The organism is Ruegeria atlantica (genome assembly GCF_947495585.1).
In the GTDB taxonomy this organism is placed as follows: domain Bacteria; phylum Pseudomonadota; class Alphaproteobacteria; order Rhodobacterales; family Rhodobacteraceae; genus Ruegeria; species Ruegeria atlantica_G.
Genome location: NZ_CANLZK010000001.1, coordinates 199,236 through 219,389, shown reverse-complemented (window position 1 = coordinate 219,389; position 20,154 = coordinate 199,236). Strand labels below are relative to the sequence as shown.

The 20,154-nt window shown below is 57.0% G+C and carries 22 protein-coding genes and 1 tRNA gene; 8 read left to right on the top strand and 15 right to left on the bottom strand.

Going from position 1 to position 20,154, the window contains the following annotated elements; genetic code table 11:
• Positions 1 to 48: 48 nt before the first annotated feature.
• Positions 49 to 125: transfer RNA gene (locus tag QMP16_RS01065), tRNA-His, on the bottom strand.
• 47 nt (positions 126 to 172) lie between these two features.
• Positions 173 to 655, bottom strand: a complete 483-nt coding sequence (locus tag QMP16_RS01060; RefSeq protein ID WP_282150914.1) for a GNAT family N-acetyltransferase — start codon at positions 653 to 655, stop codon at positions 173 to 175.
• A 77-nt stretch (positions 656 to 732) separates the two neighbouring features.
• On the opposite strand from QMP16_RS01060, the gene QMP16_RS01055 reads away from it, so the two are divergent.
• Positions 733 to 921, top strand: a complete 189-nt coding sequence (locus QMP16_RS01055; protein WP_058274816.1) for a DUF6324 family protein — start codon at positions 733 to 735, stop codon at positions 919 to 921.
• A 4-nt stretch (positions 922 to 925) separates the two neighbouring features.
• Here the strand turns inward: QMP16_RS01055 and QMP16_RS01050 are convergent, their stop codons facing one another.
• On the bottom strand, positions 926 to 1,357 hold the full coding sequence (locus QMP16_RS01050; RefSeq protein WP_058274815.1) for an MmcB family DNA repair protein: 432 nt from the start codon (positions 1,355 to 1,357) through the stop codon (positions 926 to 928).
• Between the two features lie 116 nt (positions 1,358 to 1,473).
• Here QMP16_RS01050 and QMP16_RS01045 point away from each other — a divergent pair, with 116 nt between their 5' ends.
• On the top strand, positions 1,474 to 1,794 hold the full coding sequence (locus QMP16_RS01045; RefSeq protein WP_282150913.1) for an ArsR/SmtB family transcription factor: 321 nt from the start codon (positions 1,474 to 1,476) through the stop codon (positions 1,792 to 1,794).
• Positions 1,791 to 2,216: an SRPBCC family protein gene (locus QMP16_RS01040; RefSeq protein ID WP_282150912.1), complete on the top strand. Its 426-nt coding sequence runs from the start codon at positions 1,791 to 1,793 to the stop codon at positions 2,214 to 2,216. The genes QMP16_RS01045 and QMP16_RS01040 overlap by 4 nt, the downstream gene beginning before the upstream one ends.
• A gap of 255 nt (positions 2,217 to 2,471) precedes the next feature.
• Here the strand turns inward: QMP16_RS01040 and QMP16_RS01035 are convergent, their stop codons facing one another.
• A complete protein-coding gene (locus tag QMP16_RS01035) occupies positions 2,472 to 2,768 on the bottom strand; it encodes a hypothetical protein (RefSeq protein ID WP_282150911.1) in 297 nt (98 codons plus the stop codon).
• Between the two features lie 94 nt (positions 2,769 to 2,862).
• Here QMP16_RS01035 and QMP16_RS01030 point away from each other — a divergent pair, with 94 nt between their 5' ends.
• Positions 2,863 to 3,642 carry a helix-turn-helix transcriptional regulator gene (locus tag QMP16_RS01030; RefSeq protein WP_282150910.1) on the top strand — a complete coding sequence of 260 codons (780 nt, stop codon included), beginning with the start codon at positions 2,863 to 2,865 and terminating at the stop codon, positions 3,640 to 3,642.
• Between the two features lie 154 nt (positions 3,643 to 3,796).
• Here QMP16_RS01030 and nusB read toward each other — a convergent pair whose 3' ends face one another.
• The 4 genes from nusB to QMP16_RS01010 all read right to left on the bottom strand — a co-directional run bounded on the left by nusB (position 3,797) and on the right by QMP16_RS01010 (position 6,651).
• On the bottom strand, positions 3,797 to 4,279 hold the full coding sequence (gene nusB, locus QMP16_RS01025; protein ID WP_058274810.1) for a transcription antitermination factor NusB: 483 nt from the start codon (positions 4,277 to 4,279) through the stop codon (positions 3,797 to 3,799).
• Entirely contained in the window at positions 4,276 to 4,827 is a 552-nt protein-coding gene (locus QMP16_RS01020) for a 6,7-dimethyl-8-ribityllumazine synthase (protein ID WP_282150909.1), read from the bottom strand. Before QMP16_RS01020 ends, nusB begins: the two co-directional genes overlap by 4 nt.
• Before the next feature lie 2 nt (positions 4,828 to 4,829).
• A complete protein-coding gene (gene ribB / locus QMP16_RS01015) occupies positions 4,830 to 5,951 on the bottom strand; it encodes a 3,4-dihydroxy-2-butanone-4-phosphate synthase (RefSeq protein ID WP_282118783.1) in 1,122 nt (373 codons plus the stop codon).
• Positions 5,952 to 6,063: 112 nt separating this feature from the next.
• Positions 6,064 to 6,651: a riboflavin synthase gene (locus QMP16_RS01010; protein WP_282150908.1), complete on the bottom strand. Its 588-nt coding sequence runs from the start codon at positions 6,649 to 6,651 to the stop codon at positions 6,064 to 6,066.
• A gap of 141 nt (positions 6,652 to 6,792) precedes the next feature.
• Between QMP16_RS01010 and QMP16_RS01005 the strand changes: the two genes are divergently transcribed.
• The 3 genes from QMP16_RS01005 (at position 6,793) to QMP16_RS00995 (ending at position 11,302) form a co-directional block, all read left to right on the top strand.
• Entirely contained in the window at positions 6,793 to 8,091 is a 1,299-nt protein-coding gene (locus QMP16_RS01005) for a capsule biosynthesis protein (protein WP_282150907.1), read from the top strand.
• An 80-nt stretch (positions 8,092 to 8,171) separates the two neighbouring features.
• Positions 8,172 to 9,305: a polysaccharide biosynthesis/export family protein gene (locus QMP16_RS01000; RefSeq protein ID WP_282150906.1), complete on the top strand. Its 1,134-nt coding sequence runs from the start codon at positions 8,172 to 8,174 to the stop codon at positions 9,303 to 9,305.
• A complete protein-coding gene (locus tag QMP16_RS00995) occupies positions 9,305 to 11,302 on the top strand; it encodes a capsular polysaccharide biosynthesis protein (protein WP_282150905.1) in 1,998 nt (665 codons plus the stop codon). The genes QMP16_RS01000 and QMP16_RS00995 overlap by 1 nt, the downstream gene beginning before the upstream one ends.
• On the opposite strand, the gene ribD is transcribed toward QMP16_RS00995, so the two are convergent.
• The 5 genes from ribD to QMP16_RS00965 all read right to left on the bottom strand — a co-directional run bounded on the left by ribD (position 11,299) and on the right by QMP16_RS00965 (position 14,529).
• Positions 11,299 to 12,399, bottom strand: coding sequence for a bifunctional diaminohydroxyphosphoribosylaminopyrimidine deaminase/5-amino-6-(5-phosphoribosylamino)uracil reductase RibD (gene ribD / locus QMP16_RS00990; protein WP_282150904.1), 1,101 nt, complete (start codon positions 12,397 to 12,399; stop codon positions 11,299 to 11,301). The two genes, QMP16_RS00995 and ribD, sit on opposite strands and share 4 nt — an antisense overlap.
• Positions 12,396 to 12,866, bottom strand: coding sequence for a transcriptional regulator NrdR (nrdR, locus tag QMP16_RS00985; protein ID WP_058274803.1), 471 nt, complete (start codon positions 12,864 to 12,866; stop codon positions 12,396 to 12,398). Before nrdR ends, ribD begins: the two co-directional genes overlap by 4 nt.
• Positions 12,867 to 12,987: 121 nt before the next feature.
• On the bottom strand, positions 12,988 to 13,401 hold the full coding sequence (locus QMP16_RS00980; RefSeq protein ID WP_282150903.1) for a secondary thiamine-phosphate synthase enzyme YjbQ: 414 nt from the start codon (positions 13,399 to 13,401) through the stop codon (positions 12,988 to 12,990).
• Between the two features lie 18 nt (positions 13,402 to 13,419).
• Positions 13,420 to 13,821, bottom strand: coding sequence for a hypothetical protein (locus QMP16_RS00975; protein WP_282150902.1), 402 nt, complete (start codon positions 13,819 to 13,821; stop codon positions 13,420 to 13,422).
• Positions 13,822 to 13,899: 78 nt separating this feature from the next.
• Positions 13,900 to 14,529, bottom strand: a complete 630-nt coding sequence (locus QMP16_RS00965; RefSeq protein ID WP_348774575.1) for a DCC1-like thiol-disulfide oxidoreductase family protein — start codon at positions 14,527 to 14,529, stop codon at positions 13,900 to 13,902.
• Positions 14,530 to 14,793: 264 nt separating this feature from the next.
• On the opposite strand from QMP16_RS00965, the gene QMP16_RS00960 reads away from it, so the two are divergent.
• The gene (locus QMP16_RS00960) at positions 14,794 to 15,831 is read left to right on the top strand and encodes a helix-turn-helix domain-containing protein (RefSeq protein ID WP_261307912.1); all 1,038 of its coding nucleotides are present in this window, start codon (positions 14,794 to 14,796) and stop codon (positions 15,829 to 15,831) included.
• A gap of 193 nt (positions 15,832 to 16,024) precedes the next feature.
• Here QMP16_RS00960 and rpoD read toward each other — a convergent pair whose 3' ends face one another.
• Together rpoD and dnaG are read right to left on the bottom strand one after the other, a co-directional pair.
• Positions 16,025 to 18,013 carry an RNA polymerase sigma factor RpoD gene (gene rpoD, locus QMP16_RS00955; RefSeq protein WP_282150901.1) on the bottom strand — a complete coding sequence of 663 codons (1,989 nt, stop codon included), beginning with the start codon at positions 18,011 to 18,013 and terminating at the stop codon, positions 16,025 to 16,027.
• A gap of 114 nt (positions 18,014 to 18,127) precedes the next feature.
• A complete protein-coding gene (dnaG, locus tag QMP16_RS00950; RefSeq protein ID WP_282150900.1) occupies positions 18,128 to 20,077 on the bottom strand; it encodes a DNA primase in 1,950 nt (649 codons plus the stop codon).
• Between the last annotated feature and the right edge of the window lie 77 nt (positions 20,078 to 20,154).

Here is a 20,154-nt window from a genome sequence, read left to right as displayed (position 1 = left end):
CCGAGAATCCCAGGAAAGTACTGAGAAAGCGTTATGAATAAGGGAAAATGGTACCGCCTGCTGGATTCGAACCGGCGACCTCTGGATCCACAATCCAGCGCTCTAACCAACTGAGCTAAGGCGGCACTCGTGAGGGGCGATGTACCGAACACGCGCAGGGAATGCAAGAGAATTAAAGACGAATTTCCCAGCTTTGTTCGACAAGATCACAGCTAAAGGAATGAACCTTTTTGCTGCCGGTTAATTGCCATCCGGAAGCCCTGTAAAGTGCACAAGCTGCCCGATGGCTTTCATGCGTCCACAAGGCCATATCACGATAACCAGAATCGCGGGCGAACCCCATGCATGTGTTGAGCATACGTTTACCCAAGCCCTGTCCACGGGCCTCTGGCATCAACAGAAACAACCTCAATTTTGGGGTGTGGTCGTTCAGCGCGACACAAAAGATACTGCCAAGGCGCACGCCATCCCGCTCCGCGATCCAGCCCCGCTCTCGTGTCGGATCGTGCGCGTCAACGAATTCCGCCAGAATCCGTTCAACGAGGGGCGCGAAAGTGTCATCAAACCCCTCGTCTAGCTGATAGAGGCGATCGTGCTGTTCTACCAACCAGGGCGCATCATCTGGCCGGAATGGTCTGATCAGAATATCATTCATACCTTACCTGACCTCAAAGGCGGCTTGATTCTCAACCCTTTGCGCGCTAGCAGGAACGCTCAGTCCCGGAGGCGCAAATGGGCATCAACACCGAACGTGACATTCAGGCAAACCTTCAGATCGGCCCGACCGACCACGGCATGGTGCGCCTGTTCATCGAGGCCGACGGCGTCGAAATTCCGATGGATTTCGAACCTGAAGAAGCGGAAGAAATCGCGGACGAAATCCTCGCCGCCGTGCAAGCTGCCCGGATCGTAAAAGACTGACAGTTCAAATTCTTGGATCACGCAATGCCTGCAATCTGCGGGCTGTATCTGTTGCAAACTTCTGAATCATCTTCTTGCGCCGCGCAGGTGCCAGCTTATCTTCCGGTGCCATTCGGATAATTTCGGCGTCATATGCATCTGCGATGATCAGCCCGGTTTCCTCGGGCAACAGATCGGTTGGGAAATCGGTATCGACAGCCCAGAAAAAGCGATCACACCAATCCAGATACCCCTGCCATTTGGAATCCGTCAGATAATCTGCGCGGCTGGATTTGCACTCGATGACCCACAGTTCCCCCTTGGGGCCCAATCCCATGACGTCGACGCGCAAACCGCGGGTGGGGACAAATTCCTCAACAGATACAAAGCCATGCGCCAACAAGTGGCGCGAAACCCCACGGGCCAGTTTTTGTCCGGGCTGTAAATCCAGTGTCATTCCTGAAATGTGAACAATTCGTGAACAAAAATCAAGCGCCAGAAAGACTCTTGACATGATACCATATGGTATCCCATAAATTACAATACCAAATGGTATCACTACTGAGGTGGCCAATGCAGACACAAATTCAAAACGCGTTCCGCGCCCTTGCGGACCCGACCCGACGGGAGATCGTCCAAATCCTTGCCTCTGGCGACATGACGATCGCTCAGCTGACCGATCAGTTCGATATGACCCGTGCTGCGGTCAAAAAGCACCTGACCGTTCTTTCCGATGGCGGCCTCATCACCGTCGAGGCACGTGGACGCGAGCGCGTTAACCGGCTGGAGCCGAACGGAATGGCCCCCATCCTCGACTGGTTCAGCTATTTTGACCAGTTCTGGGGTGATCGCCTGAATAATCTTAAGGAAGCTATTGAAAGGAATAAAAAATGACAAATGCAGTTCTGCAAAAGCAGATTTTCCTGAGGGCAACGCCGGAAACCGTATGGGCCTATTTGACCGAGCCCGCCCGATTGGCGGAGTGGTTTCACAAACCCGAACAACCGCTTGCCGCGGGCCAAAAGCTTATGATGTTCGGGACATCCAGTGGCGATCTTCTGATCTGGGGTGAGGTACGTGCTGCCCGTCCGCCCGAATATTTGGAATATACATTCACCATCAAACCCATGGGAGACGCCGTTAGCGTCGTAAAATGGACGCTCGATCCGGTACCGGGCGGTACCCGACTGGGGTTGGTTCACGAAGGGCTGCCGCAGGGCGCAGACGCCTTTGGCCTGATCCTTGCACTCGACGACGGTTGGGACGAACATTTGGGCAAGATGCGCAATGCCCTGCACGAAACTGTTGATGCCTGACCCCTTGTGCAAACCCGCCGCAACCCCTACTTAGGCCCGTGGCGGGTTCTGCCCTTCTTGTGATTGGTAGCATTCTGGTGGCCTTAAGCAATTCCGAGGGGGCTGGCTCTGTTCAGGTCCTGGCCTGATTACCTGGCGCCCACCTGTACATACAGGTCCTCGGGAATCACACCGCACGGTTGACTGGCGGTCCCGCCACATAAACTTATCCCTCACCCGGTCTGGGAGAGTCTTCATTTTCCGAAATAGGTTGGCTCAGCCCTTGTCCACCGCAACGCGGGCGGGTTCGAACTTGGCCGCAACAGGTGTACCGCGCCTGGGGCCTGTTGGCTTTTCCGCCATACTCATGATCGCGTAGGCGAACTGAACACCGGCGAACACGATGCCGTTCATGAACCAGATCATTGCCAGAGCGATTAACCCGATCTCGGATCCGAAAATCAGGCCGCGCAAGTTGGCCACGTTCAGCGCCAGCAGCACCCCGACAAACAGGGCCGAGATGACAAATCCCCATGCAACTTGTGTGATGTAAAGGCGGATCAGTTTGGGCACGACAAAGCTCCTTGTCTGATACCGAGATGATAGCGCATGGTCGTGCTGAGTAAACCGCGGCCTCAACGGGTGCGACACTATATTCGGAGTCTCTATGAATGCCCTCAGCCTGTTCACGCTTGATCTTCTCGAAGAGCTGTCATTGCGCCATGATGATCAGGAACGTTGGGAGTTCACGTTAGACCGTCTGACTGAAATCGGGTTCAACGCACTGAACATGCTTTGCTTTACACCCGAGACTGGCGCCATTCATTGGGTTCGAAGTTCAATGTCCCAAGGTTGGCTGAACCGCTATGACAGCCAAGGTTACGCCGAAGCGGATCCGATGCTGGCGCAGGTTCAAAATGGCAGGAAAAGCCTCTACGTGCAGGCCGCAAGCCTCCGGCCCGCGGACGGCCATTCCACCAAGGCGCTGGGTCTGAATCACGATCTGGAAAAGGCCGGATATATTCACCTTTACTCTCTGGTGGTTCCCTGCCCCGACAACGAGGCCAAGCTGGTAGTTCTGTCATCGGACCGACCGGACGCCCAGGTTCAGATGACTGAACGGCAGCGCGAAATGCGTGTCTTGGCAACCGTGCTGGCCACCAATCTGGGATCGGATATCCCCAGCAATCACGGTCGTGTGTACGACATCGCCAGCATTGCTCCAACCGCTCCGGACCTGACGCCACGAGAGCTGCAGGTCCTGAACCTTTTGGCTCTTGGGCACCGAAACGACAGAATCGCCGAACTGTTGAACCTCTCGGAAGTTACGGTACGAACCCATATGAAGAATGCGCGCGAAAAATTGAGAGCCCCGACCCGAGAATCCGCACTGGTCCGAGCGATGCAACTTGGCCTGATCAATCCGCCGGGCTATCGGAATCGATAGGTGGCACGCCGGCTACGTTCCGGTAAAATGTTGGTGTCTTTGGAAAAAACTGTGAGTGGTGGAGGCCGAAGACTTGTTTGAACAAGTGTATTTTTAAATTTCAGGCGCAGCGCTTTGTGTGGCTGCGCCTTATTCATCTGGGCTTAGGCTTAACTCAAAACGCCTCGGGCTGTGCCTCGCGCGCCATGTGGTCCAGAACGGCGTTGACGAATTTCGGCTCTTTGCCTTCCGGGAAGAACGCGCGCGCCACGTCAACGAATTCGGTGATAACGACCTTTGGTGGCGTATCGCCTTGGGTCAGTTCGGCCCCGGCTGCACGGAAGGTGGCGCGCAGGGTCGGGTCAATGCGCGCGATGGGCCATTTCGCGACCAAAGCGCGGTCGGTCATCTGGTCAATCGGTGCCTGATAATTCACCGCGTCTTCAACCAACTTGCGGAACACGCGGATATCGCCGTCCAGCATTTCCTCGCCCTCATAAACTGCGCCAAACCGATGATCCAAAAACTCATTCACGACTGCTTCCGTCGTTTGGCCCGATTGCTCCATCTGGAACAGCGCCTGCACGGCATAAAGCCGGGCGGCGGATTTCATCAGGCGTTTCTGGTTGGCCGGTTTCGGCGCGTCTGTCTGGGTCATGCTGTTGTGGGTCCGTTGTTGTCGCCCGCCACAAGGATGGACTCGGACGGCGGCTTGAACCCGACGCCCTTTTTGGAAGAGCCCCACTTACGGCTGAGTGCAATCAGATGCAAGGCCGCAGCTGCAGCGCCGCCACCTTTATTCATCTTTTTAGGATTTGCGCGGACTTCGGCCTGATCGTCATTTTCGACCGTCAGGATGCCATTCCCAATAAGAAGACCCTGCAGACCCATCAACTGGATCGCCCGACTCGAGTCGTTGCACACCGTTTCATAATGCGTGGTCTCGCCACGAATGACACAGCCCAGCGCCACGTAGCCATCATAGTTGCACTGGCGATCTGCCATGGCGATGGCGGTCGGGATTTCCAGCGCGCCCGGAACCTCAACAACTTCGCAGGTACCGCCAGCGGCTTCGATCTCGGCCTTGGCACCAGAAACCAGATTATCGGCAATGGTCCGATAGAAGGGTGCTACCACGATCAAAAGTTTCACAGGCTTGTCGAATGTCGGCGTTGGCAGTACGCCATGTTTGTCTTGTTCAGCCACGATCAATCATCCTTGAGAATGGAACGGGTTCCGACGATGGAGATTCCAAACGCGTCGAGCCCCAGATATTTCGTTTCCGGTGTATCGGTCAGCAACACCAGTTCCTGGATACCCAGCTTGGACAGGATCTGCGCCCCTAGACCGGTTTGCTTGATGGTACGCGGGCCTTCGTCATCGGTTGCGTAAAGCGCGTTGCGCGGTTCACGAAACAGGCAAACCACGCCGCGTCCTTCGGCGGCGATCTTTTCCATAGCACGCGGCAGTTCCTGCGGCGATTTTGGACCCAGGCCCAGAACATCAGGCGCTTCATGCAATGCATGGGTTCGGGTCAAAACCGGCTCGGGCGTGGTGATGTCACCCTTGATCATGACGACATGTTCGATGCCATGTGTCTGATCCGTGAACAGACGCATTTCCCATTCGCCGCCGTATTCTGACGTCACAGTCCTGCGCGAGGTTTCGACGACCAGATTGTCGTTGCGCGAGCGATATGTGATCAGGTCGCTGATCGTGCCGATCTTCATGTCATGTTCTTTGGCGAACGCGACCAGATCAGGCAGGCGCGCCATGGTGCCGTCGGGCTTCATGATCTCGCAAATCACCCCTGAGGGGTTCAACCCGGCAAGCCGAGAGATATCAACCGCCGCCTCTGTATGACCGGCGCGCACCAGCACCCCGCCCCGTTTGGCGCGCAGCGGAAAGATATGACCCGGTGTCGCGATGTGCGCCATCGTATTTTGCTCGTTGATCGCCGTTTCAACGGTCAGCGCGCGATCTGCTGCCGAGATGCCGGTCGACACGCCTTCGCGTGCCTCTATGGACACGGTAAACGCGGTTTCGTGACGAGATGAGTTGTTCACAGCCATCATCGGCAGGCCAAGGGCGTCGACGCGCTCTGCCGTCATCGGCAGGCAGATCAACCCGCGCCCATGGGTGGCCATAAAGTTGATTGCCTCGGCATCCGCAAACTCGGCCGCGATGACCAGATCACCCTCGTTCTCGCGATCTTCATGATCGACCAGGATATACATCCGGCCCTTGCGCGCCTCTTCGATGATATCTTCGATCGGGCTGATCGCGTCGCGCAGCTGGGCCTCGACGGGACCGGGGGTTTCAAAGCTCATGGGGCAGCCTTTCACAAGAGCGTGTCTGGACGGCTGGATAGACCACCAAGCGCTCAAATACCAGAGCGCTTGCGGCCACGGATCGTCGAAACGCGGCGTCGAAACCGTTGGGTCAGGACATCTCGGCCAAACGGGCGACGTACCGCGCCAACGTGTCAATCTCGAGGTTCACCTGATCACCGACCGAGACATCGCCCCAGGTTGTCACCTCTTTGGTGTGGGGGATGAAATTGATCCCGAAATCGCAACCGTCCACGTCATTGACCGTCAGCGAGGTTCCGTTCAGCGCAACTGATCCCTTGGGCGCTATAAAGTGGGCCAATTCTCTGGGCGCGCGCAACGTTACACGGGTGCTGTCTCCTTCGTCCTGCAGGGCAACAACCTCGGCCACGCCGTCGATATGGCCGGAAACGATGTGCCCACCCAGTTCGTCCCCAACCTTGAGGGCGCGTTCAAGGTTCACGCGTTTGCCAACTTGCCATGTGTTCAGATTGGTTTTCGACACCGTCTCGGCGCTGATCTGCACATCGTACCAATCATCCCCAAGGGCAATCACAGTCAGACAGACGCCGTCACTGGCGATGGATGCGCCAATATCAATACCCGCAGTGTCATAGCCGGTTTTGATCCGAGCACGCAGATCCCCTTGCTGGTCCAACTCGGTAACAATTCCGATATCGGTGACGATCCCTGTGAACATTGTTTTCACCCTTAGCTTATAACCTGTGCGTATGTGTAACCGCCGAGGTAAGCTCAAGAAACGCTGCGGGCAAGCCCTGCCTTGCCCGGATTGATGTATACAGGCATAATTTTGGTACCAAACGATAAAGAGCAGACCAGGATGCATCCACTCGCCTCGCGCTCGCATCGCCGTGTATTCCTGTTTTTGCAGGGACCGCATGGCCCTTTCTTTAGCGCACTGGCACGCGCTTTGCGCGCCGCCGGGGCTGATGTTTTGCGCGTGGGGTTTAACGCGGGCGATGAAGCGTTCTGGTTTGATCGCAGCACCTACATCCCGTTTTTGGACGATTCCGAGCAATGGCCCGAAACCCTTAGGGAACTGATCCGGACGCAGTCGGTCACAGATATCGTTCTATACGGTGACACCCGTCCGGTTCATGCCAAAGCTGCGGATGTTGCGCGCAAAGTGGGCGTGACTGTCCATGTATTCGAAGAGGGCTATCTGCGCCCGTGGTGGGTCACTTACGAACGGAACGGATCAAATGGACACTCACGGTTGATGTCTTTGGACGTCGCCCAGATGCAAGATGCGCTTGACCAGTCCGAGGCACCAGTTCCACCGCCACCGTCCCATTGGGGCGATATGCGGCAACACATATTCTACGGTGCGTTTTATCATTGGTTTGTCCTGTTCCTGAACCGGAGGTACTCCAACTTCAAGACGCACCGGGAATTGCCGGTATCAACAGAGTTTCGCCTGTACTTCAAACGGCTTGCGCTGATGCCTTTCCACAGAATTAGGCGTCGCTGGGCCACCATGCGCGTTCGTCAAAACGGCGCACCCTATCACCTGGCCTTGTTGCAACTGGGTCATGACAGTTCGGTGCAGGCCCATTCAGATTATACCTGCATGTCGGATTTTCTGGAGCATGTCATATCAGGTTTTGCCAAAGGCGCTCCGGCCCATCACCTTTTGGTTCTGAAGGAACATCCGCTGGAAAACCATCGCGAGCCGCTGCGCCGCAGGGCGCGCGAAATAGCCCGCAAGCATCAAGTGGTGGATCGCGTGCACTACGTTCCCGGCGGCAAACTGGCTGGATTGCTGGATGACGCGAACACAGCAGTTACGATCAACTCTACGGCCGGTCAACAAGTTCTGTGGCGCGGAATCCCGTTGCGCAGTTTTGGAAAGTCCGTCTACGACAAACCCGAGTTTGTTTCACAGCAACCCATTGCCCAGTTCTTTGCCGACCCGGACGTACCGGACCACGGAGCCTATCGGGCTTACCGGCAATTTCTTCTGAAAACCAGCCAGTTACCCGGCGGCTTTTATTCACTGCGTGGGCGACGGCAACTGCTGCGCCGCGCCGCCGACATGCTGTTGCAGTCGCATGATCCCTACCAGTCCGTTTTGTCTGACAACGAGGCGTCGACGCCACAGTTGAAACTCGTCGAATAAGCTGGGTTGGTTGGTGCTGGATGTTGAACCCCGAACAAGCTAAGTTGACGCAAACAAAAGACGACTGAGGATAATCGGCAGTGCAGTGCTTTCCAATTCGCTGGGTGCGAGGGGCCGCCCTTGTGGCTGTATGTGGCGTGCTGGCCGCGTGCCAGCTCCCTAAATCTGGCCCCAACAAGTCCGAGATTTTGGCGGGTTCAGTTGAAAATGGTGGCAATGCCTTTGTCGTCGAGGTGGATGACAGGGTCGTACGAGCGACATCCAAAATCCCCCAATTCGGTTTCTCGTCTTCCTTCACCAGCGCGCAAAGCCTGACGGCGGATACCGTTCGCCCTGGCGACGTGTTGGGATTGACGATCTGGGAAAACGTCGATGATGGCCTGCTGTCAGGTGACGTCGGTTCTGCCACATCACTCAATGAGGTTCAGGTAGACGCCGATGGCTTTATCTTTGTGCCCTATGCAGGACGTGTGCGCGCCGCTGGAAACACGCCCGAGCAACTCCGTCAAATAATTACTGGAAAATTGCAGGACCAGACTCCTGACCCCCAAGTCGAAGTCCGCCGGGCTGCGGGAGATGGTGCGACCGTTTCACTAACAGGAAGCATTGGGTCGGCGGGGATCTATCCAATTGAACTTCCTACTCGTACCCTCTCAGGCATGCTGTCACGTGCAGGTGGCGTATCCGTTGGTTCCGACATAGCGGTTGTGACGCTACTCAGGGGCAACCAAAAAGGGACGGTGTGGTACGACGACCTGTTCAGCAACCCAAAGCTGGATGTCGCTCTGCGCGGCGGCGATCGCATTCTGGTTGAAGCCGACAGCCGGTCGTACATTGCGCTTGGCGCAACTGGTGGCCAATCCCGGGTTGCGTTTGACACCCAGGACCTTTCGGCGCTTGAAGCATTGGCGCAGGTTGGCGGATTGCTGCCCCTATCCTCGGACCCTACCGGCATATTCGTGTTGCGAAAGGAACGTCAGGATATCGCACGCTCGGTGATGGGCCGTCCGGACCTGCAGGGCGATCAGCGTATGATTTACCTGCTGAACCTGACGGCACCAAACGGTCTGTTCATTGCACGGGATTTCGTCATTCGCGATGATGACACAATCTATGTGACCGAAGCGCCATATGCGCAGTGGACAAAGTCTATTTCCCTGATCTCCGGCGGCCTTACACCGCTGGCCAATGTCGCCACGCTGACAGGCAACTGATGTCGCTTGAAACAGCAGCCGGGTCTGAACGTACCCGGCTGCTTGTCTACAATGGTGGTTTCCTGACATCCCGCCGAATTCGCCGAATATTGTCCCTGTCCGGTTACGACATCTGGATTGGCCTGCCCAAAGACGGTGATGCCGTCGGGGTTTGGGGCAACAGCCCGACGGCCCATCGCGGCCTTGCTGTTGCGGCTCGGCATGATGCCCCAGTGCTGCGCGTCGAAGACGCCTTTCTTCGGTCTTTGCATCCTGGCCGCAGCGGAGAGCCGCCACTTGGCCTGTTGCTTGATCGATCCGGCTTACATTTCGATGCGGCTCAGACGTCCGATCTGGAAACGCTGTTGGCCACCGATCCTTTGGACAACACCGCCCTGCTGAACCGCGCACGGGGCGGGATTGAACGGATGCGCGACCTGCATCTCAGCAAGTACTCGGCCTTTGATCTGACCGCTCCGCCCCCTGACCCCGGCTATGTACTGGTGGTCGATCAGGTCCGCGACGACGCGGCTGTGACGGCCAGCGCCGGGGATGAGGCCCGGTTTCGCGAAATGCTGGTGATGGCGCAAGAAGAGAACCCTGGCGCCACAGTTCTGATCAAGACCCATCCCGATACCATCGCCGGGCATCGTTCAGGCTATTTCTCCACCGCCGACCAAACCGATCGCGTCTCGGTCATCAACACACCGGTCAGTCCGTGGGCTTTGTTGGAAGGTGCGGTTGGCGTTTACACCCTGTCCTCACAGATGGGGTTCGAGGCGATTTTGGCCGGACATAAGCCGCGTGTTTTTGGCCAGCCCTTCTATGCAGGTTGGGGACTGACGCAGGATGAAGCACACTTGCCACGCCGCCAACGCAACCTGACGCGCGCGCAATTGTTCGCTGCAGCGATGATCCTCTATCCAACCTGGTACGATCCATACCGGGACCAACTGTGCGAGATGGAAACCGTTCTGGACACGCTTGAGGCGAGAACCCGCGCCTGGCGTCAGGATCACAAGGGATGGACCGCCTCGGGTATGCGCCTGTGGAAACGCAAACACCTGCAACGGGTGTTTGGGCGCGAGAAAACAATCCGCTTCACCGACGATCAACCAGCGCAGTCAGATCGACCTCATATGGTCTGGGCAAGTAAAGCCAAGGGCACGGAAAGTGCCGTCCGGGTCGAGGATGGCTTTCTACGCTCGCGCGGGTTGGGCGCAAAACTTGTACCGCCCCTGTCATTGGCAACGGACAATCAGGGGATCTATTACGACCCGACGCATCCCAGCCAACTGGAAGGGTTTATTGCCGCCCGGGAAACTCTGCGGCCAGATCAGGAATTGCGTGCCGAAAGGCTGATCGCTCAAATCGTGTCCGCCCAAATCACCAAGTACAACACAGGGGTCGGCGCACCGGATTTGCCTGAGGGGCATCGCATACTCGTCCCCGGTCAGGTTGAAGACGATGCTTCAATCCAGTTGGGCACCAGCACTGTTCGCACAAATGCTGACCTGTTGCGCGCCGTGCGCGAGGCAAACCCAAACGCCATTCTGATCTACAAACCGCACCCCGACGTCGAAGCGGGCTTGCGCGATGGGGCAGTCGAGGACGCAGCCCTCGCCGATGTCATCGCCACCCATTGCGACCCGGCAGCTCTGCTGTCGCAGGTCCAGGAGGTCTGGACCATGACCTCATTGCTAGGGTTCGAGGCTTTGATGCGCGGTGTCAATGTGACCACCCTTGGCGCGCCTTTTTATGCGGGTTGGGGGCTGACGAACGATTTGGGAACCGTCCCAGTCCGCAGGGGCGCACGACCAACGGTTTTAGGTTTGGCTCACGCGGCGCTGATCGATTATCCCCGGTATATGGACCCTGTGACAGGTGAGCCCTGCCCCGTAGAAGTTGCGGTTGAACGGCTGTCACAAGGTGCGGCGCCCGTAGGCGGTCCACTGCTTCGAGTTCTGTCAAAACTACAAGGCGCATTCGCGACCCATGCACATATCTGGCGTCGTTAACGCAGCGCCCGCGCCCAACGGTGCAGGATGTCCGGCCCGATGACCTGGGTCTCGATCAACTCAAAACGCGGGGCATTATCCAACTTGTCCAGCCCCAGCGTGCCGATGGCTGACAACCCTTCGGCACCGATCGCAAGCCCAGCGGTGAACCCGACCAATTCATCGACCATATCCGCGGCAAGCAACGACGCGGCCAAAGCCGCCCCGCCTTCGCAGAACACGCGGGTCAGACCTGCTTTACCCAACTGTAGCAACAAGTCCGCTGCATCGATCTGGTGATCGTCCAGCGCGCAAGGCAGCAGTTGCGCCCCAAGCCCGTCCCACGCGCGTGCACGCTCGGCATCCGGGGATGGGCCGTGACACAGCCATACGGGTATCTCAGCAGCCGTGCGCGCCAGCTGCCCCAACAAGGGAATGTCCAAATGGCGCGAGACCACAATTCTCACAGGCTGAGCGTCGACCCCTATATCCCGAACGGTCAAGGATGGGTCATCGGCGCGCGCGGTGCCCGCCCCTACCATCACCGCATCATGACGCGCACGCATGGCATGCACCGCACGCCGCGCTTTTGGGCCAGTGATCCATTGGCTATGCCCCGTGGCGGTGGCGATGCGCCCATCAAAACTGCTGGCCAGTTTCAGGGTTACGAAAGGACGCCCCTGTTCGGTTTTCAGGAAGAACCCCGCAAGATCCTGGGCTGCCTGTTCGGCCAGAACGCCGGTGGTCACTTCGATCCCCGCCTCGCGCAGCATGGCAAAGCCTTGTCCTGCAACACGCGGATCGCTGTCTTCGATGGCCGCGACAACACGGGCCACACCGGCAGCGATCAGGGCCTCGGCGCAAGGGGGTGTTTTGCCGTGATGGGCGCAGGGTTCAAGCGTGACATAGGCCGTGGCACCCCGTGCCGCGTCTCCGGCTTGTGCCAGCGCTTGCGGTTCGGCGTGTGGGCGACCACCCGGCTGGGTCCAGCCGCGTCCCACAATGCGCCCGTCACGCACGATCACGCAACCGACGGCTGGGTTTGGCCAGCACGTCCCTTGACCGCGCCGCCCCAAAGACAGGGCAAGCGCCATGTATCGCTTATCTGTTTCGCTCACTCGTCCGTCGAAGGCTGCGGCGGGCGCAGTTCGTGGACAAACTCCTCGAAGTCATCGGCCGCCTGGAAATTCTTGTATACGCTCGCAAAGCGAACATAGGCGACGGTGTCGATCCGCGCCAGAGCTTCCATGACGATCTCGCCAATTTTGCTGGACGGGATATCGGTCTCGCCCATGCTTTCCAGACGACGCACGATACCAGAAATCATCTGGTCAATACGTTCCGGATCAATCGGGCGTTTCTGCATCGAAATGCGGATCGAACGCTCCAACTTGTCCCGATCGAAATCTTCGCGTTTGCCGTTGGTTTTGATTACCACCAGATCACGCAACTGGACACGTTCGTAGGTCGTAAACCGCCCCCCACACGCGGGACAGAACCGACGCCGACGAATGGCCGCATGGTCCTCTGCCGGGCGTGAATCTTTGACTTGAGTATCGATATTTCCGCAAAACGGGCAGCGCATCCACCGTCTCCTCGTCCCTGGTTCCGCCTCTTTTTGTAAGCACTATGACTTACTTATCCACAACTATAGGGTAGCCGCTAGGATTTGGGTAGTCGGAAATTTCCACCGCAACATAAAGGGGTCAGGCGAAATGCGCCGCGACCTTTCGCACATGCGCTGCGGTGCGGTGTTCAAACAGGTAAATACCTTGCCATGTCCCCAGCATCGGTTGCCCAATGGACACGGGAATAGACAGCGATACAGGTAAAAGAGCCGCCTTGATATGGGCGGGCATGTCGTCGGGGCCCTCGTAAGTATGGCGCAGATAGGCCATCGCGGGGTCGTCGGACGGCGGCACCAATCTGTCAAAAAAGGCGCGCAGGTCCGATTGCACCTCAGGATCAGCGTTTTCCTGAATGGTCAGCGAACACGACGTATGCCGCACGAACAATGTCAGCAAACCATCGCCTGAGACCGAGTTAAGCCAGTTGCGCACGCCCCGGGTGATTTCGTACAACCCTGGTCCATTCGTCGAAATAATAAACTCGGTCTGCATATAGCGATCAGTCCTCAATCAATCGCGGAACGGGCGGATGTTGCAACGTCCGTTTGCCCCCTGAACCGACATGCTTTCGCCAGCCTTGAAGCCAACTGAGATCGAACTGCTTTGCTGGGCAACGTTTGTAGGTTGCTGCAGCGAGAATTGAACAGCCGTGCGGCGACCCGTTGCTTCGCTGGGACCATAGCCGCGCACCACATAAATACGTTGCTGCCAACCTGCACCCAAAGTCCGGCGCGCAAAGTCCGCAGCCGCGCACCAATACCCGTCCACGTCCTGACGGGCCCTCGGGATCACTTCGAACATATTGTTGTTGACGGCAACCGTCTGATATCCGTTTCGCGCGGCCGAGGCCGACGATAGGGGCACAGACAGCAAGATCGCGGCAGAAACCGCCAATGTCATAACCTGTTTCATAATCATACTCTCATTCATTTCGAGGTAATTTCTCAAATAGTATACATTCTTACCGGGCAAAGCTGGTTCACAGTCAATTCAGTCAACGCGGGTCCCCGCGTGATCGAACGTTAGCCAGCCCTGATACCGGATTAAAGCCCCAACAAGCGGCATCCGGGCCGACACGTCAAACCGGAACCGTCCTTCATCATCCTGCCATTCCTCGGTCTTTGATTGCGGCAGAAGCACCTTCGGGAAAGGAACTCGCAACAGGCTGAGGCGCGTGATCTGGATCTCTAACCTCTCGGGCAGAAAGCGAGCTTGCAGCGTTTTGTCTGGGATCATGCAGGTCGGCGAACGTCCGAAGATTGCATACCGGTTTCTGGCGATTACGTAGTACAGCGGGTCTTTGATGATGCGAGGAAGAAACCTGCAGACCGAAAGAACCCACCAATACCCCGGCAACTTGCGCATCGCAGCTGCGAAAGCATCCAACCGTTGATGAACCACGCCATCAGTAACGACGAGATTGGTTTCAAAGTCCCGCGTCGGTAGTCCGAGGTGAGAATACAGCCTTTGCCCCAATGGCGACTGCGCGGTGGCAAATTTGAACCGCTGCGCCTTGTCTCGCGCGACCATGAAACGAAAGAAGCCCGAACAGAGAACGCATTCGCCGTCAAAGACAATGAAATCCTGACCATCTGCCGCATCGTTTGCCAGTGTGGTCATATCAGTTTCGCCTGCCAACCCAATTTGAAGCACATTCGCATCACTGCACATTCCGGGCAATGCGACACTGGGCCATCTTTGCGAATTGATATGTGTCGGGGAGCCGCGGGTCATCTGCGCGACAAGTTTCCTGGGCTCTGACCTCATCCCCACAAGGCTTAACCCGACAGCACGCGGAAAATACGTAAGACACCCAATGTAGTCTTGCGAAATTCTGCCATTGTTATTTGAATAGATGACAGCGGCCGGAACAAAGGCCGCGAAATGAAATACGCTGCTAACTCGGGTTTGAACATGGACGTCGATATTGCCCGCATTCAAGTGTTGTCCAAAACACTAGATCAAAGGGCAGAAGATCCTTCGATTGGTGATCGCGTGCTGGCCAAATCCGGTCTGAGCCGCAGCGACATTGCGCCACCTGCAACAGCCTATAGCGCGCACAAAGAGGCGTTGTTTGTCCGCTACGCCTGCGACGCGCTGAATGACATCACCTTTTCGGCCAGTGCTGGGCTTGGCTTCAGGTCGTCCTCCAGCCTGACGGCGTATATCAGTAAATACTCGCGTGATCTGAAGCAGGTGATCGAAAACTCGTCGCGGTTTCACGGGATGATAGACCCGGCTTTGTACTTCAGCCTGCGCGTTTCTGGAAATTTTGCTTCAATCGAAGCCGACTGGAAGGATGCCAGTTTTGCCCGATATCACCGTCGTACCGAATTTTTGATTTTCGCGGCCCTCGCCCGCATTCGCTCGTTAACGCAGACAAGTTTCTTTCCTATAGAAATCCGCTTTCAGCACGAGGTCGGCGAAGCCAGAAAAGAGTTTCAGAAACTAGCGGGCTTTCCTGTGTCCTTTGGTGCAGAACGGTTGGAAATAATACTGACGCTGTCCTCATTGGATCTGCCGGTGCCAACATATGACCCCTCTCTGCGCGAGCATCTTCTGTCATATGGCGACAGGGTTCAGGCCGAAAGTGACCAGCCCGCGCAAAAACTCAGGGCGCAAGTCGAGGGGCTGATCACCCGGTCTATGCCCGGCGCGATTATTCAGGCGGACGACGCAGCCTCGAACCTTGGGATGAGCCCGCGCACGTTTGCCAGGCGGTTGAATGATGAAGGCACAAGCTATCGTGAGATTGTCGAAGACTTGAGGTGCGATCTGGCGCAGACTTTTATCACCAACGGGATGCCATTGTCGGAAATCGCCTATTCGCTGGGTTATGCGGATCAACCTGCGTTTTCTACGGCCTTCAAACGCTGGACCGGTCAGGCACCCAGCACGTTCCGCACTCGGTTGGGACCGTAACACGGAAAGGGTGGCCGGGGGTCGTCAGCGGCACAGCCTCGCCCCGGCCTGTCCCATGAGTGGACAAGGCAGAAATAGGGGCCACATCGCCGCATGACTTGTGAGTTCTCGCCAATTTGAAGTTTGAACCGGTCACCGTGATCAACGCGTGAACGGATAAGAAAAAGGCGCCTCGATTGAGGCGCCTTTTTGATTACTGATCCAGGAAGGACCGCAATTTGCGCGATCGGCTGGGATGTTTGAGCTTGCGCAGCGCTTTCGCCTCGATCTGACGAATACGTTCGCGGGTCACGCTGAACTGTTGACCAACCTCTTCCAGAGTGTGGTCGGTATTCATACCGATGCCAAAACGCATCCGCAGAACACGTTCCTCACGCGGCGTGAGCGAGGCCAGAACCCGTGTAGTCGTTTCCTTGAGGTTTTCCTGAATGGCGCTGTCCAAAGGCAGCACGGCATTCTTATCCTCAATGAAATCGCCCAGTTGGCTGTCTTCCTCGTCGCCAATCGGCGTTTCAAGGCTGATCGGTTCCTTGGCGATCTTCATCACCTTGCGAACCTTCTCAAGCGGCATCTGCAGCTTTTCGGCCAGTTCTTCCGGCGTCGGCTCGCGACCGATTTCGTGAAGCATCTGACGACCGGTCCGGACCAGCTTGTTGATCGTTTCGATCATGTGAACCGGGATACGGATCGTACGGGCCTGATCCGCGATGGAACGCGTGATCGCCTGACGGATCCACCAGGTCGCATAGGTCGAGAACTTGTACCCGCGGCGGTATTCAAACTTGTCCACCGCCTTCATCAGGCCAATGTTGCCTTCCTGAATAAGATCAAGGAATTGCAGGCCCCGGTTCGTGTACTTTTTGGCAATCGAGATCACCAGGCGCAGGTTAGCTTCGACCATTTCCTTCTTGGCCTGACGCGCCTCTTTCTCACCCTTTTGAACTTGCTGCACGATGCGGCGGAATTCAGGGATGTCCAGGCCGACATACTGACCGACCTGAGCCATATCGTTGCGCAGTTCCTCGACCTTGGCGGTCGAGCGTTCGATGAACATCTGCCAACCCCGGCCCGGCTTTTCGGCCATCTCGGTCAGCCAGTTCGGGTCCAGTTCACGCCCACGATAAGCGTCGATGAATTCGCGACGATTGATGCGCGCCTGATCCGCCAGTTTCACCATCGAGCTGTCCAGAGACATGATGCGACGGTTAATGCCGTACAGCTGGTCGATCAGCGCTTCGATACGGTTGTTGTGCAGATGCAGACCGTTCACCAGTTCGACGATCTCAGATCGCAGCTGTTGATAAGTCGCCTCTTGTTTTTCCGAGAACGTGTCGTCTTCGTTCAGGGTCGCCGAGATCCGGCTATCCTGCATTTCCGACAGCATCGCGAAGTCGGTCGAGATCCGTTCCAGCGTGGTCAGAACCTGATCTTTCAGCGCGGCTTCCATCGCGGCCAACGACATATTGGCCTGCTCGTCTTCGTCATCGTCGTCGTCATTGTTCAGCGGGTTGCCGTCGGCGTCCAACTCAGGGCCGGTTTCCTTGGCGGGTTTTGCCGCCTGAACCGCAGACGTGTCAACCACCGGCTCTTCGACATCGCCGTCTTCGTCCAACTGGTTGCCAAACGTGGCCTCCAGATCGATGACGTCGCGCAACAGAATGTCTTCGGACAACAATTCGTCGTGCCAGATGGTGATCGCCTGGAAGGTCAGCGGGCTTTCGCACAGACCGGCAATCATGGTGTTACGACCGGCTTCGATCCGCTTGGCGATGGCAATCTCGCCTTCGCGGCTTAGCAGTTCGACGCTGCCCATCTCACGCAAATACATGCGGACCGGGTCATCTGTGCGATCCAGCTTTTCAGCACCAGCACCCGCCAGCGCAACCTCACGGTTGCTTTCAGCGGCAACCAGTTCGGTCGAGCCTTTGTTCTCTTCTTCCTCGGCCTCTTCATCTTCGATGATGTTGATGCCCATCTCGGACAGCATCGACATAACGTCTTCGATCTGTTCCGAGCTGACTTGATCAGGCGGCAGAACCTGATTGAGCTGGTCGTAGGTGATGTAACCTTTCTCGCGGGCCTCGGCGATCATTTTCTTGACGTTGGCCTGGCTCATGTCCAGCGAGATTTCCTGTTCCTGCTCGTCGGATTTGCGGTCTTCGTTTGTATCCTTGGCGGCCATTCAATGCTCCTGCAGGGATGGGTGATTCGTTTGTACCGAATCATTAGCGCGTAGAAGTGATTCGGCCACCCGTTTACCCGTTTTTCTTTTCCAGTGCCTTACGAAAACACCACTTTAGCGACGTTTCCGTTCAAAATTGATGCCAGACATGATCGCCTGAAACGCGTCTTTCTCGTCGCGGTTGATTCGTGCGCCGTTATCGGCGATGTCGAAAACCGCCCTATCCTCGTTCTGACTGCGGCTTGTGCGGTTACGCTCTTCGGCGGCCTGGGCCAGCCGGTATGTCAGCGCTTCATCAGCCAGATCAGACAGTTCCTCTGCAGCTTCGGCAATCTCGGCATCCAATCCCCGGAGCGCTTTGATTTTCGCGAGTTCCTCGGCCAGAGTCATCTCGGCCTTTTCGACGTCGCCTGGTTTGAACACACAAGGGATTACTGCGACATGGCGAAGGGCCAGCAGGTTTTCAAGGATTTCGCCGCCCAAAGTTTCAAAAATGTGGTCTTTCAGATGCTCTGGGTCATCGATCGCATGCCGAAGGATGGCGGCGCGCAAGGCGGCATGATCGGGATCATGGCACTCCATTTCTTCAAGCTGATGTTCGAACTGGATCACAACGGTGGGATTCAGGATGGCTATTGCCAAAATAGCAGCCTCGCGCATCTGGATATCCGCGGTTTCTGAAGACGCCAGAAAAGATGAGCGCGCACCAGGGGTTGCTGGCTGTTTCGAAGGTTGCCACTTACCGCGTGGCTGCCATTGGCGATTTTGCGGCTGACGTTGCGGGCGGAACAGTTGCCAGCGCAGGTCTTTGATCTCTTGCCCGTAATGCGCCCGGATTGAGGGGTCGCGGATCAGTTTAATCTTGTCCCTCAGCGACTTATCCAACGCAGCTTTGCGTTCCGGACTGTCGAACACCTTGCCCTCTGTCTCACGCTGCCACAGGAGTTTAACCATCGGGATCGCGCCTTCAAGCACTGATTTCACAGCTGCCGGACCCTCAGCCCGCAGCAGATCATCGGGATCCTTGCCCTCGGGCATCAGGGCAAACCGCAGGGATTTACCCGCCTCCAGCAGCGGCAAGGCCAGATCAACCGCGCGCATCGCGGCACGCAGACCGGCCGTGTCGCCATCCAATGCGATGATCGGCTCATCCGAGACACGCCAAAGGAGTTGCAATTGATGCTCGGTGATTGCCGTGCCTAACGGGGCGACCGACGCCCCGAATCCAGCTTCGGCCAGTGCGATCACATCCATGTACCCTTCGGCCACGATCAGAGGTTGCCCTTTGCCTGCGGCCTGACGCGCAGGGCCGTGGTTATAAAGACTGCGCCCCTTGTCGAACAATTCCGTTTCGGGCGAGTTCAGGTATTTCGCATTGTCATTGGGGTCCATTGCCCGACCGCCAAACGCGATGCACCGCCCGCGCGGATCGCGGATAGGGTACATGATCCGATTGCGGAACGTATCATAAGGCTTTTTGCCCTTGTTCGAAGGTTTGGCCAGCCCTGCCCCAAGGATCAGGTCCTCGGCCACGTTCTTTCCGCGCAGGTGATCCCACAACCCTTGCCAGCCATCCGGCGCAAACCCGATCTCCCACCGGTCCAACGCCTGTGCATCCAATCCTCGACGGGTCAAGTAATCGCGCGCGGCGCCCCCTGCCCCGGTCTTGAGTTGCAAGCGAAAGAATTGCGCGGCCTGCTCCATGACGTCGGCCAGTTGCGACCGGTGGTCCTGTTTTTCCTGTGCCTTTGGATCGCGTGCAGGCATGGGCAGGCCTGCCTCGCGCGCCAAAATCTCAACAGCTTCGATGAATGAGACATTCTCGGTCTCTTTCACAAAGCTGATCGCATCGCCTTTGGCATGGCACCCGAAGCAGTAGTAGAACCCCTTTTGGTCATCTACGTGGAAGGACGCGGTCTTTTCGTGGTGAAACGGGCATGGCGCCCACATGTCGCCCTTACCCTGGTTGGACTTGCGCGGATCCCACATGACTTTACGCCCTACGACCTGAGACAGGCTTAGGCGGGTGCGCAGTTCATCCAGAAATCCGGGGGGCAGTGACATGGGTCAAACCTGACAGAAACAGGAACGCGCGCCAAGGGTATGACGCGCGTTTGTCCACAAGGAAATGATGGGGCTGT

Excerpts from the sequence above, each read along its gene's own strand:
- dnaG (WP_282150900.1), bottom strand. The coding sequence starts at position 20,077 with ATGTCACTGCCCCCCGGATTTCTGGATGAACTGCGCACCCGCCTAAGC.
- QMP16_RS00965 (WP_348774575.1), bottom strand. The coding sequence starts at position 14,529 with ATGACCACACTGGCAAACGATGCGGCAGATGGTCAGGATTTCATTGTC.
- rpoD (WP_282150901.1), bottom strand. The coding sequence starts at position 18,013 with ATGGCCGCCAAGGATACAAACGAAGACCGCAAATCCGACGAGCAGGAA.
- QMP16_RS01055 (WP_058274816.1), top strand. The coding sequence starts at position 733 with ATGGGCATCAACACCGAACGTGACATTCAGGCAAACCTTCAGATCGGC.
- QMP16_RS00975 (WP_282150902.1), bottom strand. The coding sequence starts at position 13,821 with ATGAAACAGGTTATGACATTGGCGGTTTCTGCCGCGATCTTGCTGTCT.
- QMP16_RS00995 (WP_282150905.1), top strand. The coding sequence starts at position 9,305 with ATGTCGCTTGAAACAGCAGCCGGGTCTGAACGTACCCGGCTGCTTGTC.
- QMP16_RS01040 (WP_282150912.1), top strand. The coding sequence starts at position 1,791 with ATGACAAATGCAGTTCTGCAAAAGCAGATTTTCCTGAGGGCAACGCCG.
- QMP16_RS00960 (WP_261307912.1), top strand. The coding sequence starts at position 14,794 with ATGAAATACGCTGCTAACTCGGGTTTGAACATGGACGTCGATATTGCC.
- QMP16_RS01060 (WP_282150914.1), bottom strand. The coding sequence starts at position 655 with ATGAATGATATTCTGATCAGACCATTCCGGCCAGATGATGCGCCCTGG.
- QMP16_RS01010 (WP_282150908.1), bottom strand. The coding sequence starts at position 6,651 with ATGTTCACAGGGATCGTCACCGATATCGGAATTGTTACCGAGTTGGAC.
- QMP16_RS01045 (WP_282150913.1), top strand. The coding sequence starts at position 1,474 with ATGCAGACACAAATTCAAAACGCGTTCCGCGCCCTTGCGGACCCGACC.
- nrdR (WP_058274803.1), bottom strand. The coding sequence starts at position 12,866 with ATGCGCTGCCCGTTTTGCGGAAATATCGATACTCAAGTCAAAGATTCA.
- nusB (WP_058274810.1), bottom strand. The coding sequence starts at position 4,279 with ATGACCCAGACAGACGCGCCGAAACCGGCCAACCAGAAACGCCTGATG.
- QMP16_RS00980 (WP_282150903.1), bottom strand. The coding sequence starts at position 13,401 with ATGCAGACCGAGTTTATTATTTCGACGAATGGACCAGGGTTGTACGAA.
- QMP16_RS01050 (WP_058274815.1), bottom strand. The coding sequence starts at position 1,357 with ATGACACTGGATTTACAGCCCGGACAAAAACTGGCCCGTGGGGTTTCG.
- ribB (WP_282118783.1), bottom strand. The coding sequence starts at position 5,951 with ATGAGCTTTGAAACCCCCGGTCCCGTCGAGGCCCAGCTGCGCGACGCG.
- QMP16_RS01030 (WP_282150910.1), top strand. The coding sequence starts at position 2,863 with ATGAATGCCCTCAGCCTGTTCACGCTTGATCTTCTCGAAGAGCTGTCA.
- QMP16_RS01005 (WP_282150907.1), top strand. The coding sequence starts at position 6,793 with ATGCATCCACTCGCCTCGCGCTCGCATCGCCGTGTATTCCTGTTTTTG.